General features: G+C 39.6%; 17 protein-coding genes and 1 pseudogene. 6 read left to right on the top strand and 12 right to left on the bottom strand.

The features are described 5' to 3' along the window. Nucleotides 1–670: 670 nt before the first annotated feature. The 4 genes and pseudogenes from L659_RS0115600 to L659_RS0115590 all read left to right on the top strand — a co-directional run bounded on the left by L659_RS0115600 (nt 671) and on the right by L659_RS0115590 (nt 3,017). Nucleotides 671–883, top strand: coding sequence for a calmodulin (locus L659_RS0115600; protein ID WP_007585535.1), 213 nt, complete (start codon nt 671–673; stop codon nt 881–883). A 169-nt stretch (nt 884–1,052) separates the two neighbouring features. Continuing rightward, nucleotides 1,053–1,259, top strand: coding sequence for a hypothetical protein (locus L659_RS0115595; protein ID WP_024591130.1), 207 nt, complete (start codon nt 1,053–1,055; stop codon nt 1,257–1,259). 382 nt (nt 1,260–1,641) lie between these two features. Continuing rightward, a pseudogene (locus L659_RS1000000123500) lies at nt 1,642–1,836 on the top strand (EF-hand domain-containing protein); the annotation flags it as partial. A gap of 233 nt (nt 1,837–2,069) precedes the next feature. Next, complete coding sequence (locus L659_RS0115590; RefSeq protein WP_024591129.1) at nt 2,070–3,017, top strand: PDC sensor domain-containing protein; 948 nt, start codon at nt 2,070–2,072, stop codon at nt 3,015–3,017. A gap of 35 nt (nt 3,018–3,052) precedes the next feature. On the opposite strand, the gene L659_RS0115585 is transcribed toward L659_RS0115590, so the two are convergent. Further along, nucleotides 3,053–4,672 (bottom strand): M28 family metallopeptidase, encoded by a 1,620-nt coding sequence (locus L659_RS0115585; protein ID WP_024591128.1) that lies wholly within the window; start codon nt 4,670–4,672, stop codon nt 3,053–3,055. A gap of 142 nt (nt 4,673–4,814) precedes the next feature. On the opposite strand from L659_RS0115585, the gene L659_RS1000000123820 reads away from it, so the two are divergent. Continuing rightward, the gene (locus L659_RS1000000123820; protein WP_007585545.1) at nt 4,815–4,964 is read left to right on the top strand and encodes a hypothetical protein; all 150 of its coding nucleotides are present in this window, start codon (nt 4,815–4,817) and stop codon (nt 4,962–4,964) included. Between the two features lie 106 nt (nt 4,965–5,070). Here L659_RS1000000123820 and L659_RS0115575 read toward each other — a convergent pair whose 3' ends face one another. Further along, a complete protein-coding gene (locus L659_RS0115575) occupies nt 5,071–5,310 on the bottom strand; it encodes an RNA recognition motif domain-containing protein (RefSeq protein WP_007585551.1) in 240 nt (79 codons plus the stop codon). 256 nt (nt 5,311–5,566) lie between these two features. Here L659_RS0115575 and L659_RS0115570 point away from each other — a divergent pair, with 256 nt between their 5' ends. After that, nucleotides 5,567–6,853, top strand: coding sequence for a VCBS domain-containing protein (locus L659_RS0115570; protein ID WP_024591127.1), 1,287 nt, complete (start codon nt 5,567–5,569; stop codon nt 6,851–6,853). 80 nt (nt 6,854–6,933) lie between these two features. On the opposite strand, the gene lipA is transcribed toward L659_RS0115570, so the two are convergent. The 10 genes from lipA to nadD all read right to left on the bottom strand — a co-directional run bounded on the left by lipA (nt 6,934) and on the right by nadD (nt 15,762). Next, nucleotides 6,934–7,899, bottom strand: a complete 966-nt coding sequence (gene lipA, locus L659_RS0115565) for a lipoyl synthase (RefSeq protein WP_002958515.1) — start codon at nt 7,897–7,899, stop codon at nt 6,934–6,936. Further along, nucleotides 7,896–8,549 (bottom strand): lipoyl(octanoyl) transferase LipB, encoded by a 654-nt coding sequence (lipB, locus tag L659_RS0115560; RefSeq protein WP_010554695.1) that lies wholly within the window; start codon nt 8,547–8,549, stop codon nt 7,896–7,898. Before lipB ends, lipA begins: the two co-directional genes overlap by 4 nt. A 19-nt stretch (nt 8,550–8,568) precedes the next feature. Further along, entirely contained in the window at nt 8,569–8,847 is a 279-nt protein-coding gene (gene ybeD, locus L659_RS0115555; RefSeq protein WP_002958517.1) for a DUF493 family protein YbeD, read from the bottom strand. Between the two features lie 175 nt (nt 8,848–9,022). Further along, nucleotides 9,023–10,186, bottom strand: a complete 1,164-nt coding sequence (locus tag L659_RS0115550) for a serine hydrolase (protein WP_010554697.1) — start codon at nt 10,184–10,186, stop codon at nt 9,023–9,025. A gap of 314 nt (nt 10,187–10,500) precedes the next feature. Further along, entirely contained in the window at nt 10,501–11,265 is a 765-nt protein-coding gene (locus L659_RS0115540; RefSeq protein WP_010554698.1) for a septal ring lytic transglycosylase RlpA family protein, read from the bottom strand. After that, entirely contained in the window at nt 11,265–12,371 is a 1,107-nt protein-coding gene (gene rodA / locus L659_RS0115535; protein WP_007585558.1) for a rod shape-determining protein RodA, read from the bottom strand. Before rodA ends, L659_RS0115540 begins: the two co-directional genes overlap by 1 nt. Next, nucleotides 12,368–14,236 (bottom strand): penicillin-binding protein 2, encoded by a 1,869-nt coding sequence (gene mrdA, locus L659_RS0115530; RefSeq protein WP_024591126.1) that lies wholly within the window; start codon nt 14,234–14,236, stop codon nt 12,368–12,370. The genes rodA and mrdA overlap by 4 nt, the downstream gene beginning before the upstream one ends. Before the next feature lie 9 nt (nt 14,237–14,245). After that, complete coding sequence (gene rlmH / locus L659_RS0115525; protein ID WP_007585562.1) at nt 14,246–14,716, bottom strand: 23S rRNA (pseudouridine(1915)-N(3))-methyltransferase RlmH; 471 nt, start codon at nt 14,714–14,716, stop codon at nt 14,246–14,248. Between the two features lie 37 nt (nt 14,717–14,753). After that, entirely contained in the window at nt 14,754–15,071 is a 318-nt protein-coding gene (gene rsfS, locus L659_RS0115520) for a ribosome silencing factor (protein ID WP_007585564.1), read from the bottom strand. Between the two features lie 55 nt (nt 15,072–15,126). Continuing rightward, entirely contained in the window at nt 15,127–15,762 is a 636-nt protein-coding gene (nadD, locus tag L659_RS0115515; RefSeq protein WP_024591125.1) for a nicotinate-nucleotide adenylyltransferase, read from the bottom strand. Nucleotides 15,763–15,767: the final 5 nt, after the last annotated feature.

The raw sequence follows: 15,767 nt of genomic DNA, 5'->3' as shown, positions 1-15,767 counted from the left end.
AATAACCACACTACATAGGCTCTGCCTTGCCTAAAAACCAAACATACTGCTGCAAATTCACCCACCAAAGATCAACACGCCCTAATAGCGGCACATTTGCAGATAGCTGGCACACGATGTAGGTTTGCTTAACTCAAGCGAACCTATATTTTACGGTGCATTAAGTTATGAACTCAATGCTATAACTTAGCTCATATATCACATTCTTTCTGAGTAATTCGCCATTTGGCAACAAAACAGTTAATTTCAAAATATCCTTTAAAAATTTTTATAATAAATCTCAAAAATAATGTAACTGACTAATTATAAATGAATTAATTTTTTAATAGCCGCGAATAAATCCTATGCTACTTCCATGTTCATATTCAGTTTATTTTGAAGACTAACCCAAACGCCCCCCTTATTGGCTTTTTAGCAAAAGTGTGTCTTTTTAATTAAATTTAACTAATTGATTTATAATGGCTTATTGTTTTTAGTTAAATGGCTGTTGCTAAATAGCAACAATAAGACCTCCCCAAATTAAGCTTCTCTCGTTTTATGTCGTTTAACTCATTGTTTTTAAATAATAAATAAAAAGTGGCACCGAAGTTGTTATACCTAGAGTGTATTAAGCAAAACGTGATGAAAGCCAAAGGCCTTAGTCGCAACAACCCAATGAAGGAATACTATTATGAAAACATTTCAATCAACACTAGTACTAATGGCGCTAGCTTCTTCATCAGCGGCTTTTGCAGCAACAGATTTTGATACGCTAGACGTAGATGGTAATGGCGCAATCAGCCAAGCCGAAGCATCAGTGGATGCTGAGCTTTTAAGCAAGTTTGAAGAACTCGATACAAACCAAGATGGTGAGCTATCTGAAGATGAGTTTTCTAAGGCCTAAAATTAAAGCCTTAAGCAGTTAATGCTCTGTAATGTTATCTAAATTCTGAGTTGCCAAAGACAACCTAAGTAGGCAAGGGAGCCTACTAAAAAGAATAACCAGGAAGTGACTAGAGAGCACTATAGAGCAAATTTATTTGGGACACCGCATACTATTGAAGGATTAAATTATGAAAAAGCTACAATCAACATTTGTACTTATGGCTATTGTTTCTTCGTCAGTAGTATTTGCAAACACAGACTTTGAAACACTCGACGCAGACGACAACGCTTCAATTAGTCGCTCTGAGGAATCGGCGCAAGTGATAGAGCAATTTGACGAGCTGAATGTTCAAAGTAGCGGTGGTCCGACAGAAAATGATTTTTTTGAATATTAATTTATAAACACTTTACTCCTAAAGGCTCTTTGAAAAGGACTTCTTACCTCTAATCAGGTCACCCCTAATCAGGCTCAAAGCCTAAGGAAACGATTATGAAAACACTACACAAAACTTTAGGGCGTATTGATCTTTGTGGATTGAAATTTGTTCAATCTAGGGGAGATTAAATCGCGGCGCGAGGTTTGTAACCTAGTGGGCTAAGTAAAAACCGAGCAACAAAGAGTTAATCGTCCCTAGAAAGAACCCAAAGGGCAGCGCATGTTTGGTATTTATGCTGCGTTATCGCCTATTTATGGGGAATAACCACACTACATAGGCTCTGCCTTGCCTAAAAACCAAACATACTGCTGCAAATTCACCCGCCAAAGATCAACACGCCCTACCACTTGTAGCCCTTGCTTCTTCTTCAGCGGCGTTTGCTGCGGTAGATTTTGATTCTTTTGATACTGATGGCGACGGCGTAATTAGTAAAACAGAAGCCCAAGTAAACTCGCAACTAGTACAGCTTTTTGATCAATTAGATGCAGATGGAAATGGCGAATTATCTAAAGAAGAGTTTTCGAAGGTTCAGTAACAGGCTCTATATTTAAGTTAGTCGTAAAGCCTTACCAGTCATACTCACAAAGCAGCTAAGTAATTAATACTTAGCTGCTTTTTTGTGCATTTAATTTAATATATTACTTTTTAGTCACCAAAGTAGTGCAAAACTCGAGTTTGAATATCATTAAGTTGCTGATTGTTAAGTTATTTTATTATTGGTTTTAAACTTGCAAATCTATTTATAACTTAGGTTAATGAGTATTTAAAATGGCGCGAATGAGTTATATCAGTAGTGTTGAGCGCTACCACGAATATGAGCATGTAATACACAGCTTACTTGAATCTATTTTGATGAGTATTGAGGATGGGTTAACTAAAGAGCGTGATACCCGCTACCTGATTAAGCAGTACCCATTTTTAGAATTACAATATTGTTTAAATGCAGAAGGTTTGCAGCAGGGTAATAATGTCTGCTTTAAACGGGCATATAGCAAAAAACTAGGTGAAAGTGGTAATCAACAAGACTTAAGCGAGCGACCCTATTTTTTGAACGCTAAAACAAGTGATAGAGTGTGCTTTACTGATCCCTACATTTCTATAGCGACTAACCATTTATGTATATCGGCGATTAAAGAACTAAAAAAACCAATTAATAATCAACATTACTTGGTTGTCGATGTGAGCTTAACGCAGCTTATTGAGTTTGTAATGGGTGATACTGCGCGCGCTAATATGTCGCCTTACTTTAAAGCGGGTTACGGTATTATTGTGGCGTGCTTATTTTGCTTAGTATTATTTTTACTGAATATCGTTTTTAATGATATATACGCGCTATTAACCCATGTAGATACCTCATCAGATCCACTTGAACCCTTTAGTATCATTATTTACATCACCTTGGCATTAGCAGTATTCGATTTAGGTAAAACAATACTCGAAGAAGAAATCCTTATGCATAAGGATATTTTTAGGCACTCGTCTACGCGGCGCACTATTACACGGTTTATATCTACTGTGTTGATTGCTATATCAATTGAGGCGTTGTTAACTATGTTTAAAGCGGCGCTGGGGCAATCGGAATATTTAATGCCTGCAATAGCGATGATGCTTGCAGTAGTGGGGCTTTTAATTGCACTAGCTATTTATGTTTATTTAGGAGCAAAGGCCGAAACGCTATTAATGCGGGCTCGTTTAAAACAAAAATCCTCCAAGTAGGAGGATTTTTATATTACATAACTATTAATAGTTATTTATTGCTTATCTTGCGCGCGTTTGGCTTTAAAGTCAGACTCGCTCGTCCACTTTGGCCAATCGCCATTGTTTGCAAGTTGAGTGGCTATATCAACAATAAGATCTATATCTTGCTTAACACCACCTAACGACCAATCAGCTGAGTAGTCGTCTGCTTCTTTATGGTACTTATGCGCAATGTACTCAGGATCGGTATCGCCCAGGCTCATAAATAATAAACTAGGAACGCCTTGCTTAGAAAGTGAGAAATGATCTGATCTAAAAAATAAGCCATTTTGCGCTCGAGGATCCATTTTAACAACACGGCCTTGTGATTTTGCAGCCTTTGCTAAATAGCTTTCCATTGTCGATAAATCTTTACCGTATTGTAAAATGTAGTCAGTGCCATCAAGCACGTTCATGCCATCAATATTTAATAGACCGACCATTTGTTTTGTAGGTACAACCGCACCCGATGCAAATTCTTCAGAACCAATTAACCCCGTTTCTTCTGCTGTAAAGTTAGCAAAAATAATTGAGCGTTTAAATGGTTTTTGCTTGTTCATTTTGTTCATGATGCGTGCTATTTCAAGCGTGGCTGCAGTGCCTGAAGCGTTATCTACTGCGCCGTTATAAATCTTAGGGCCAGTATCGGTTTGTTTAGTACCAAAGTGGTCCCAGTGAGCGCTAATAACAACGTATTCGTCAGGTGATTCGCTTCCTGTAATTTGTGCAACTACGTTATGAGATTTTGCATGTGATACTTCGTTTTTAAAGGCAAGGTTTGCTTTTAAGTTAAGTGGCGTCGCTTTAAAGTCATCATTTAATGCTGCTTGTTTTAAATCTTGATAGTTAAGCTTTGCGGCGTTAAACATTTTCTCAGTCGCATCAAGTGTTAGCCAGCCCATAACCGGTAATTTAGACGCGTTTAAATTGTTATCCATTAACGTGTATTTGGTGCCGGTGTTTGAACTTTCAACTACGCCCCAAGGGTATGCCGCAGGTGCAGTTTCATGAACAATAAATACAGCCTTTGCACCTTGGCGAGCGGCTTCTTCATATTTATAAGTCCAGCGACCGTAGTAGGTCATTGCATTGCCGGTAAAAAGGGCATCGTTTTGAGTAGCAAAGCCTGGATCGTTAACTAGCACAACCACTGTTTTACCAGTTACATCAATATTTTTATAGTCATTCCAGCTATATTCTGGCGCATTAATACCATAGCCCGCAAATACAACGTCAGAGCTTCTTACATCAATTAATGGCTGAAGTTGCTCGGTACGTGCGGTAAAGTCTTTACCTGATTCAAAGCTCAAATCACCTACCTTTAACTGCATATCCTGATTAGCAGTCACCATTGCCATTTTTACAGGCTGTAAGTATTTACCTTTATAAGCACCGGTTAAACCCAGCGCTTTATATTGCTCGCTTAAGTAGCCTACTGTTTTCACTTCGCCATGAGTAAGCGGGCCTCGGCCTTGAAAGTCATCAGAGGCTAGCGTTTTAATATGCTGTTTAATATTGCTAAGGCTTACACCGGCTGTATTTTCTAATGGGGTTTTCTCGCTTGCAGGCTCTGAGCAGCCAAAGAGTGCAACTAGTAAGCTTAGGCTAGCGCTTTTTATAAGAGTAGATGCCATAGTTTTCATATTGTTATTTTATTAGGCTTTCAATATAAAGGAAGCACCGCAGCGATGTCGAATTTTTATAGAGAACTTTTCATTCAATTGCAGATTGATTTTATAAGGTGTATAAATAACGAACAACCTAAAGGAGCACATAATGAGCCAATGTAAAAAAAGTGGGTATTTATTTATAGCTAGTGGCATTGCATTTTTTGCTGCTGCAATATTAGCTGAGCAGGAGACATTTTTTGTGCTGTCTGCTTCTTTTATAATATTGGGCACTATAAGTATAAAAAAAGCGGCTTAATAACCGCTTAGTTTTTTTAGCTAAATATAAAGCTTAAATACAATACTTGGCACTAAAAGCAAAAAACCAGCATTAGCTGGTTTTTTAGTATAAGTTGCAGTTAGCTTTATGCGTCTGCAAGCTTTACGCGGATCTTACTTTTATCAACAGTAGATTGGTTAAGTGCTTTAATGGCGCTTTTACTTTCTATGTCGTTTGGCATTTCTAAAAAGGCAAAGCCTTTAGATTGGCCAGTTTCTTTATCAAGTACCAAGTTGCAGGTAGTCACTTTACCGTGCTCTGCAAATAAAGTACGAAGCTCATGCTCAGTGGTAGCACGAGACAAGTTACGAACTAATAGTTTCATAATGAACCTAAATAATTATGTCAGTACTAATTATCTCAAGTAACTCAGCTTTAACCTAATTTTATTTTAAAACATATATAAATAAACGTTCTATAGGAATAATTGTTTGTATCACACTGAAAAAACATAGCTTTTATAATTTTAAATAGATTGCCATCAAATTGGTCATGTTAATTGGTAATTGAGTTGTGGTTATTTGCATAGTTAATTGGTAAGTTTATATTTTATTAACTTACTATTAACTATAAAGCTAACAATGCCTAAATATAATCTTAAACTGTGTAATGTAATTACAACCGCACTTCTATCTTGTTTAGTTGTTGGTTGTGGCAGCTCTGGCTCTGATTCTACGGTGCAAAATAATGAAGCGATTACTTTACAAACTCCTGCAATAATTGGTGGTAATAGCCGAGGCGAAGTTATTAGTGATAGTAATGATGCAATAACAGGCTCATTAACCATTACTGATCAACAATCCGGTGAGGCTGCTTTTATAGCACAAGAAAATAGCGCTACAAGCTATGGTTTTTTTAGCTTAAATGCTGGTGGAGATTGGTCATACACACTTGATGATTTAAACGCTTCAATAACATCTTTAAGTGAAGATGAAACACTGCAAGACACAATAACAGTAAACTCTTTAGATGGTACTGGCGCACAAATTATCATAACAATTGTTGGTGCACCAATAACTCAAGCTGATGGCTTTGAGAGCATCTCGCACGTGTTATTGCAATCAGATGGCGTAGATTCGGGACTTGACGCATACACACTTATTGAAAATGCATTCGGCGAAGGGTCAATTGAATCTCCAGACTTATACGCTGGTAATCATGAAAGTGTTGTCCATATTATCGAAGATACCGATACGATAATTGGTAGCCATTTTGTATTTTTAGCCCACCGAGATGATGACCAAGATAAAGACAAAGGTGCAAGTGACAGGCAACGTAACGAAATAAAAACCTACGATAAATCACCACAAGAAACACTGGCGTTTGAAGGTGAGACATTTCAATACAGCTGGAAATTTAAAGTAAGTAGCGAGCTTGAGCTTACGAGTAAGTTTAGCCATTTTTTTCAAATAAAAGCCCGTAACGAGAGTAACGACAACACCAATGGTAATGACGATCAGCCTATTATCACTCTCTCAGGAGCGCAAAAAAATAGTACAGGTAATCAACTACAGGTTCGATATAGCGCAGGCTTTGACGAAAACGGTAACAGCACGGGTCTTGATAAAAACTTAATTGAAACCGACTGGTCTTTAATTACAGATGAATGGGTCGAGGTATTCGTACAAGCTACATTTAGTGAAAGTGGTAAGCTTGATATGACATTAACGCGCTTAAGCGACAACGCAGAGATATTTAATATAAGCGAGCAAAACATAGATATGTGGCGCGGCTTTAATGATGATGATTTTGCTCGTCCTAAGTGGGGAATATACCGCTCAATTGTTGAAACCGACAGCCTTCGAGTTGATGAAGAACGTGTTAGGTTTGCTGATTTTTCTATCACAAGAGGTAAGTTAGCGCAGTAAGCTATTTTATCAATTAGCATGAAAAAGCCGTTAATAATTATGCATTATTAACGGCTTTTTTAATTTTTTGAGAAAAGTGATTACTTCACTTCTTTACCCGCTGCTTGTTGATCAGCATGGTAGCTTGAACGCACAAACGGGCCAGAAGCCGCGTGAGTAAAGCCAATTTCGTCTGCATACGCTTTTAAGCCGTCAAACTCTACTGGTGGCACGTAGCGTTTAACCGGTAAGTGATGCTTAGAAGGTTGTAGATATTGGCCTACAGTTAGCATGTCAACGTTGTGTGCACGTAAATCGCGAAGCACTTCTTCAATTTCGCTAATTTCTTCACCTAAACCTACCATTAAGCCTGATTTAGTTTTAACTTCTGGGTGAGCTTCTTTAAAGCGACGAAGTAATTCTAATGACCATTTATAGTCAGCACCTGGGCGAGCTAGTTTGTATAAACGTGGCGCAGTTTCAAGATTGTGGTTAAACACATCTGGTGGCGTCTCGATTAATATCTCTAGTGCGCGGTCCATACGACCACGAAAATCAGGTACTAAAATTTCGATAGTGATAGTTGGATTATGTTTACGAATCTCGCGAATACAATCGGCAAAATGCTGTGCACCACCATCACGTAAATCATCACGGTCAACTGAAGTGATTACAACATAGCTTAGCTTCATATCTTTAATAGTAAGTGCTAGCTTTTCAGGTTCAGTGGCATCAGGTTTTAATGGGCGACCATGGGCAACATCACAAAATGGGCAACGACGAGTACAAATAGCACCTAAAATCATAAAGGTAGCTGTACCGTGGTTAAAACATTCAGATAGGTTAGGGCACGAAGCCTCTTCACATACCGAGTGTAAGCCATGCTTACGTAGCGCTTTTTTAATGCCGTCAATGCGATCGGTTGATTTAGGTAAGCGAATTTTTAACCATTCTGGCTTACGCAACATTTCAGTTTTTTCTGTAGGTAAAACTTTTACTGGGATCAACGCCATTTTTTCTGCGTCGCGTAGTTTTACACCTGGTTCCATTTTGACTGGTTTATTCATTCGTTTTCAAACCCTTCAGTATGCTTAACCTGTGTTGCATTAAGCTTCTTGATCATGTGTTTCACCAATCCTTCACCTGCACTTTCTAGGTTTTGAGGACCATCTAATTCTTTAGTTTGCACCATATTCATGCCCGCATAACCACATGGGTTAATGCGTAAAAATGGACTTAGGTCCATGTTAACATTTAATGCTAAGCCATGAAACGAGCAACCACGACGAACCCTTAACCCAAGGGATGCAATTTTGCTGTCGTTAACGTAAACACCGGGTGCATCAGCTTTAGCATAAGCTTCAATACCATACTCGGCGAGTGATTCAATAATGCACTCTTCAAGCCATGTAACCAATTCACGTACACCAATCTTTAAACGACGTAGATTAAATAATACATACATCATTTGCTGGCCAGGGCCGTGATAAGTTACTTGTCCACCACGGTCAACTTTAATCACCTCAATGTCGCCAGGAGCTAGTAAGTGTTCGTCCTTACCAGCCTGACCTTGGGTGAATACACTCTCGTGCTCTACAAGCCAAATTTCATCTGGCGTATTTTCATCACGGGTGTCGGTAAAGTCCTGCATTTTTTGCCAAATTGGCATATAACGCTGACGACCCAGTTGGCGTACGATCAAAGTGTTTTCGTTCACAACAAATCCCAACTATGGCTTAAAGCATGTGGCGTACGTCATCAATATTGCTGATCACGTTGTAAATTTCTTCAATGTGTTTGCCACTAGTAACCGTTGCTACAAGGCTTACTGACTCGTAATTACCTTTGCTGCTTGGTTTTACTTTAGGGGCGTAATCGCCAGGTGCTATTGGTTGTAACTTAGCTAAAATTTGATCAGTTAAGTTTACATTAGCTAAACCCATTATTCTGAATGTAAATGGGCAAGGGTACTCTAGGTACTCATCAAATTTAGTATCTTTAACAGGTTGAACCACGACGGTGACTCCTCATACAAAAGTGTGGACTCTATGCAAGCTTGAAGCTTAATACAGATAGGCAATTAGCAGTCTTGCTTATATGGGGCGCATTCTAACATTTTTCAAGCAAAAAAAAACGCCTCACAGTGGAGACGTTTAAATTAGTTACCCTAGTTAATAGGGGAGCTATAAATTACTGCATGATCTGTAAACGTAAGTAATCATAAATTTTGCTAAAGAAGCTGCCTTCTTCCACTTCTTCAAGTGTTACCAGTGGGTATTGAGCAATATCTTCGCCCTCTAGTTGTAAGAATAACGTACCTACTTTAGTACCTTTAGCAAGTGGTGCTTCAAGCGTGTTATCTAGCTCAAAGTTAGCTTTAAGGTTTTTATGCTGACCACGTGGGATAGTAATCGGTGTATCTTCTAAAATACCTAAAGATACATTTTCTTTGTTACCCATCCAAATACGTTGTTCTGCAAAGCTATCGCCTGCTTTGTACGGAGTAATTGTTTCATAAAAACGAAAACCATAGTTAAGTAGTTTTTTACTTTCTACTTTACGAGCTCGTTCGCTGGTAGTACCCATAACAACAGCAATTAAACGCATATCGTTTTTAGTTGCTGAGGTAACTAGGCTGTAGCCAGCTTCTGATGTATGACCAGTTTTAATACCGTCAACATCTAAGCTTTCGTCCCACAATAATGAGTTACGGTTATATTGCTTAATGCCGTTATAAGTAAACGATTTTTGCTTATAAAGTGCATATTCATCTGGCACATCACGAATAAGTGCAGCACCAAGTGTCGCCATATCGCGAGGCGTTGTGAAGTGCTCGTCAGTATCAAGGCCGTGGCTGTTGATAAAGTGGCTGTTGCTCATACCTAATTTAGCAGCATGGGCATTCATTAAATCAGCAAATGCGCTTTCGCTTCCAGCAATATGCTCAGCCATTGCAACACATGCATCATTACCTGATTGGATAATAATACCGTGGTTAAGCTGATCAACACTAATTTGCTTACCTACTTCAATAAACATCTTTGAAGATTCTGGGAAGTTTTTAGCCCATGCTTTTTCGCTTACCGTTACCATATCGGTAGTGGCAATATTACCTGCTTTAATTTCAGTACCAATTACATAACTGGTCATCATTTTAGTTAAACTTGCAGGTGCTAGCTGTGTATCAGCTTCACCTTCAGCAATAACTTTACCTGTTGTAAAGTCGACCAAAAAATAACCTTTTGCATTAACTTGAGGTGGTGCCGGAATAATTTGGGCGCTGGCTGAAAATACGGCGGCTGTACAAACTAGGCCGCATACACCTTTGAGGATTTTATGTTTAATAGATTTCATCATACTCATTAATGGTTAAAGTTAAAGATTCGCGTTACGCCATTCTATACCCAAACTACCCCGAGATGCGAGTTTCAGTTGGAGTTAAAAACGATTTAGGCAAGGCATTGATTGCAAATAATAGTTACTCTATTGTTCAAATCAATAACGCAGTATAAATCGTTTTTAAACCAACCCTTAGGGCGTTTCACTGGAGCTTACTCTCTGTGTTGTTACTTTTTAAAAGGGATTACCATTTCTACAAAGTAACGCCTAGATATTAAGCCCCAGTGTAACGCTGAATTCTGCATTTTGGGGTAGTTTGGGTATTAGTCTTACTGAGTGTAAAGCAAGAACGCGTTTTGAAATTGATTTTGTTTTAATTTTTTTAATACTTCGTCTGCATGAGGGGTATCTTTTATTGGCCCTAAATGCAGTCTGTAAATGTCGTCTTTTTGAACGATATTTGTTGGTAATTTGTATTGCTCTCGCAATGTGCTGGCAAGCGCTTCAATATTAGCAAGTGTACTACCTGCAGCTACCTGAATATAAGTTTGACGCGCAGTTGCGCCCGCAAGCGTAACGGCTTCTAGCTTAACCTTTGCTGTACCATGGGTGTAATAGCCAAGCTTGTAAGCGGCTGCGTACGAAAGGTCAATTATTCTATCGTCATGAAACGGGCCCCGATCGTTCACGCGCACGATTACCGATTTACCATTTGCTGTATTGGTTACTTTAACAAAGCTAGGTAGTGGCAGCGTTTTATGCGCTGCGGTCATGGCAAACATATCATACGTTTCACCATTTGAAGTGTGATAACCATGAAATTTACGACCATACCAAGAGGCAATGCCTTCTTCACTAAAGCCTGTTTCATCAAGCATGGGTGAATAACTTTTACCAAGCACTGTATATGGGCGACTAGCGCTGGCGCTTTTAGTTACTTCGGTAACTATAGCGTCTTGCATCTCAAGTGTAGTCGGGGCTCTAAGTGGTGCTGCATCATGGCGCATGCTATAACGGCTACTTGAGCCGCTACTACATGCACTTAAAAGCAAAATTAATAACGTGGTAAATATAAGCTGATTAGTGTGTCGCATTATTTTAAAAGCATCCTTTTATCTGTTGCGATTGACATAATAATGCCAAATCCTGCCATTAACGTTACCATCGATGTGCCACCATAACTAATCAGTGGTAAAGGTACGCCTACAACAGGTAATAAACCCGATACCATGCCTATGTTTACAAATACGTACACAAAAAAGGTGAGGGTGAGTGCGCCTGCGAGCAATTTACCAAATGCATCTTGTGCATTAACAGCAATGTATAAACCACGGCCAATAATAAATAAATAGAGACTAAGTAAAACACATACGCCAAATAAACCAAATTCTTCGCTTAAAACCGAAAATATAAAGTCGGTGTGGCGCTCTGGCAAAAATTCTAATTGCGATTGCGTACCAAGCAGCCAGCCTTTACCTTCTATACCGCCTGAGCCAATAGCAATTTTAGATTGAATAATATGATAACCCGAACCGAGCGGATCGCTCTCAGGGTCTAAAAAGGTGAGTACACGCTGCTTTTGATAATCGTGCATACCGTAGTGCCAAAATGGCCATGCGGCAAGCGCTACAATAGAGCTTAAAAAGCCGATTAAACGCCAACTTAATCCAGACAAAAACAAAACAAATATACCTGAACTTGCAATAAGTATAGCGGTACCTAAATCGGGTTGTTCTTTAATTAATAATGTAGGGAGCATTACAATCATAAAGCCAATAATTAAGTGCATTGGCCGAGGAGGTAAGTGGTTACGCCCTATATACCAAGCTACCATCATCGGGACTGCCAACTTCATTAATTCTGCAGGTTGAAACCGTGTCACCCCTAAATCGAGCCATCGCTGTGCGCCTTTTGAGCTTACGCCAAATAAAAGTACACCCACTAGCATTAATAAACCAACGCAATAAAGTGGGATCACTAAACGCTTTAATGTGGCAGGCGAAAACTGGGCCAAAACAACCATAGCAACAACCGCACCGCCCATACGAGTCATGTGCCTAATCATCATTGAAGAGTCTTGGCCGCTTGCGCTGTAAACAACCATTATGCTACCAGCCATCATTATGAGTAATGCAATAAGCAGTGGTAGGTCTAGATGCATACGCATCCAAATAGAGCGTTTATCGTGCAAAGCGGTCATGGTGTATCGTTCCTTGCAAGATTAACTGGATTGGCTGCAAAGTAGTAATCCATAAGTTGGCGAGCAATTTGAATACCACCGTGGTTGTTTTCTAATACAACAGAAACCACAATTTTAGGATCGTTGTAAGGTGCAAACCCTACGTAAATTGTGTTGTCACGCTGGCGCTCTTTAAGCGATTCTGCATCGTAGCGTTCACCTTGGGCAATACTAACTACCTGTGCAGTACCCGTTTTACCAGCCGAGTCGTAGTTAGTGCCTTTAAATGCTTTGTGCGCTGTGCCTGATATTTTTTGAACTGTATTATGCATTGCATCTAACGATACCTGCCAATGGCGTGGATCTTTTAAAATAACAGGGGGTTTTTCTTCGTTGTTAATTTGCGTTATGTCGCTATCTTTTTTTATTACTTGTACCAAATGAGGTGGATGATTAATACCACGATTAACTAATATGTTAGTCGCATTTGCAATTTGAATTGGTGTAGCAGTCCAGTAACCTTGACCAATACCTACCGAAATAGTATCACCACGCCACCAAGACTCTTTAAAGCGTCCTTCTTTCCATTCTTTTGAAGGTAGAATAGCAGTAGTTTCTTCATGAATATCAATACCTGACAAATCGCCGTAGCCAAAACGGGCCATAAAATCACTGATTTTAGTAATGCCTAATCGATAAGCCGCATCGTAAAAATAGGTATCGCACGACTCTTCAATCGCCTTGTATACATCCACATGACCATGGCCCCAACGTTTCCAATCTCGCCATTTGTGTTCAACATTTGGAATTTGAAAAAAACCAGGATCCCACATTGATGTTGATTCATTTACTATATTTTCTTCAAGCGCTAATACAGCCATTAAGGGCTTTACCGTAGAGGCAGGCGCATAACGACCTTGCGTAGTGCGGTTTATTAGCGGACGGTCTTGGTTAAGTAACGCTTTATAATTTTTGCTGCTAATGCCGTGTACAAATAAATTTGGGTCATAACTTGGGTTTGAATAAAGTGCCAGCACGCCACCATCTTTTGCATCCATAACTACAACAGCGCCACGCATATCTTTAAGCCCATGCTGTGCAATTTGTTGCAAGCCAATGTCTAAGGTAAGTACTAAATCGCTACCAGGTTGTGGCTGGGTCATGCTTAGAGTGCGAATTACACGGCCACGGTTATTAACTTCTACCCGTTGTGAGCCCACTTTACCGTGCAATGTCTCTTCATAGTATTTTTCTAATCCGAGCTTGCCAATATCATATGTAGCACGGTAATTGGTTGCACGATCTTCTTGTTCTAATTGGTTTAGCTCTTTTCTATTAAGCTTGGCAACATATCCAAGCGCATGCGTTAGCGTGTCGCCAAATGGGTAGTAGCGAGCCAGACGTGCCTCAATACTAAAACCAGGAAATTTATGCTGATTAACCGAAAATTTCGCCACTTCTGTTTCGTCTAAGCGGGCTTTTAGTACTTGCGATTTAAAACGACGGGTGTGTTTTATATCTTTTAAAAAGTCTTGTTTGTCTTGCTCTGTAATCGCAATTATTTTACTTATTTTATCAAGCGATTCGTCAAGGTCGTCTACTTCTTCGGGGATGACTTCAAGGTTGTAAACAGGTTTGTTTTCAGCAAGTAGCACACCGTTACGGTCGTAAATTAAACCACGGTTGGGTGCAATAGGAATAACTTTAATGCGGTTATCGTTGGAGCGGGTTTGGTAGTCTTGGTGATCTTCTACCTGAATAGTATAAAGATTAGAAAGTAGTACAGCGACTAATCCTAATACAAAAACAAAACCCACGAATGCTCGCCTAGCAAATAAGTTTGCTTCTGCGGAGTGGTCACGAATAGTGGGTCTATGTTTTAGCATGGCAAGGGGTTACTCGCGATGATAAGGATGGTTGTTATTTAAGCTCCAGCCTCGGTAAAGGCTCTCTGCAACAATTATACGCACCAAAGGGTGCGGCAATGTTAAATTAGATAACGACCATTTTTGCTCAGAAGCTGCAATGCACTCTGGAGCAAGTCCTTCAGGTCCGCCAATAAGTAAACTTACATCGCGGCCATCGAGTTGCCATTTTTCCATATTTTTAGCAAGTTGGTGAGTATCCAGCGCTTTCCCTGTTACCTCTAACGTTACAATACGATTGCCTTTTGGAATAGCCGCTAATGTTTTTTCACCTTCAATGTGTAAAATACGTTTTATATCTGCATTTTTACCACGTTTTCCGGCTTGAATTTCAATTAACTCTAGGGCCATATCTTTAGGGAAACGTCGCTGATATTCTGCAAATCCCGTTTCTACCCATGCTGGCATTTTAGTACCAACAGCAATCATTTGTATTTTCACGTATTACTTCCAAGCATTGTCTAAAATGAGTGAGCGTTTAGCCCCACAGTTTTTCTAGATCGTAATAGCTACGTGCTTCGTTTTGCATCACGTGTACAACCACATCACCTAAATCAACCAGTGCCCATTCGCCGTCGCCTTCACCTTCATAACCTAGTGGCTCTGAATCTGCATGACGCGCTTCTTTTGCTAAGTGATCGGCAATTGACTGTACGTGGCGTTTAGAAGTACCAGAACAAATTACCATGTAATCTGTGATATCTGATGTTCCAGTAACGTCAATATGAACGATGTCACGCGCTTTCATATCGTCAATTTTGTCCATAGCAAAGGCGAGTAGTTGTTTTGAATCCAAGGTTTTGTCTCAATTTAAAAATTTAATGGCGCGCATTTTAACACGCTAGGAGTTTTTAAGCATCAATTTGATAGAGCTGATGCACTTCTATGTAATGACTCACTGCATCGGGCAATAGTTCATTCTTTTTATTACTTTTTTTCAGTTGTTCGCGAATGGTGCTTGAGGCCGCATCGAGCATTTCGCCCGGTAAAAAATAAAGTTTACCTGCAAGTGAGTGTTTAAGTGCCGCTACTTCGCCGGCATTTGCGCGTTGCATATAGCTTTTGAGCTCACCTTTTACAGTGCAATGTTGAGCAGGGCGCTGGTACACCACAATATGGCAAAGCTGCGTTATTGCCTTCCACTCAAACCACTTATCGAGATTGTTAAACGAGTCCATACCAATTAAAAATAAAATAGGTGTAGTGGGGTGCTCTTTACGAAGTTCTTGCAAACTAAGTAGCGAATACGATGGACCAGCTCGGTTAAGCTCTCTTAAATCGAGTTCAAAATGAGGATAAGATGCAATGGCTGCGTTTAGCATATTAATACGGTGCTGAGTACTAATTCCCGGCGCTGCTTTATGTGCAGGGAGTGCACAGGGCATAAAATAAAGCGTATTTAAATTAAACGCATTTACGCATTGCTGCGCCATATTTAGATGGCCTAAATGGACTGGGTCGAAAGTGCCACCAAAAATTGCGATCATTTAAC

Origin of the sequence: Pseudoalteromonas sp. S8-8 (genome assembly GCF_000497875.1) — a bacterium.
GTDB lineage: Bacteria > Pseudomonadota > Gammaproteobacteria > Enterobacterales > Alteromonadaceae > Pseudoalteromonas > Pseudoalteromonas arctica.
This window is presented reverse-complemented; position numbering and strand designations above follow the sequence as displayed.

Bases quoted from the DNA above. Each gene is read 5' to 3' on its own strand.
- L659_RS0115540 (WP_010554698.1), bottom strand. From the start codon at position 11,265: ATGCGACACACTAATCAGCTTATATTTACCACGTTATTAATTTTGCTT.
- nadD (WP_024591125.1), bottom strand. From the start codon at position 15,762: ATGATCGCAATTTTTGGTGGCACTTTCGACCCAGTCCATTTAGGCCAT.
- L659_RS0115590 (WP_024591129.1), top strand. From the start codon at position 2,070: ATGGCGCGAATGAGTTATATCAGTAGTGTTGAGCGCTACCACGAATAT.
- L659_RS0115550 (WP_010554697.1), bottom strand. From the start codon at position 10,186: ATGAAATCTATTAAACATAAAATCCTCAAAGGTGTATGCGGCCTAGTT.
- L659_RS1000000123820 (WP_007585545.1), top strand. From the start codon at position 4,815: ATGAGCCAATGTAAAAAAAGTGGGTATTTATTTATAGCTAGTGGCATT.
- mrdA (WP_024591126.1), bottom strand. From the start codon at position 14,236: ATGCTAAAACATAGACCCACTATTCGTGACCACTCCGCAGAAGCAAAC.
- L659_RS0115585 (WP_024591128.1), bottom strand. From the start codon at position 4,672: ATGGCATCTACTCTTATAAAAAGCGCTAGCCTAAGCTTACTAGTTGCA.
- L659_RS0115570 (WP_024591127.1), top strand. From the start codon at position 5,567: ATGCCTAAATATAATCTTAAACTGTGTAATGTAATTACAACCGCACTT.
- L659_RS0115575 (WP_007585551.1), bottom strand. From the start codon at position 5,310: ATGAAACTATTAGTTCGTAACTTGTCTCGTGCTACCACTGAGCATGAG.
- rodA (WP_007585558.1), bottom strand. From the start codon at position 12,371: ATGACCGCTTTGCACGATAAACGCTCTATTTGGATGCGTATGCATCTA.
- lipA (WP_002958515.1), bottom strand. From the start codon at position 7,899: ATGAATAAACCAGTCAAAATGGAACCAGGTGTAAAACTACGCGACGCA.
- L659_RS0115600 (WP_007585535.1), top strand. From the start codon at position 671: ATGAAAACATTTCAATCAACACTAGTACTAATGGCGCTAGCTTCTTCA.
- L659_RS0115595 (WP_024591130.1), top strand. From the start codon at position 1,053: ATGAAAAAGCTACAATCAACATTTGTACTTATGGCTATTGTTTCTTCG.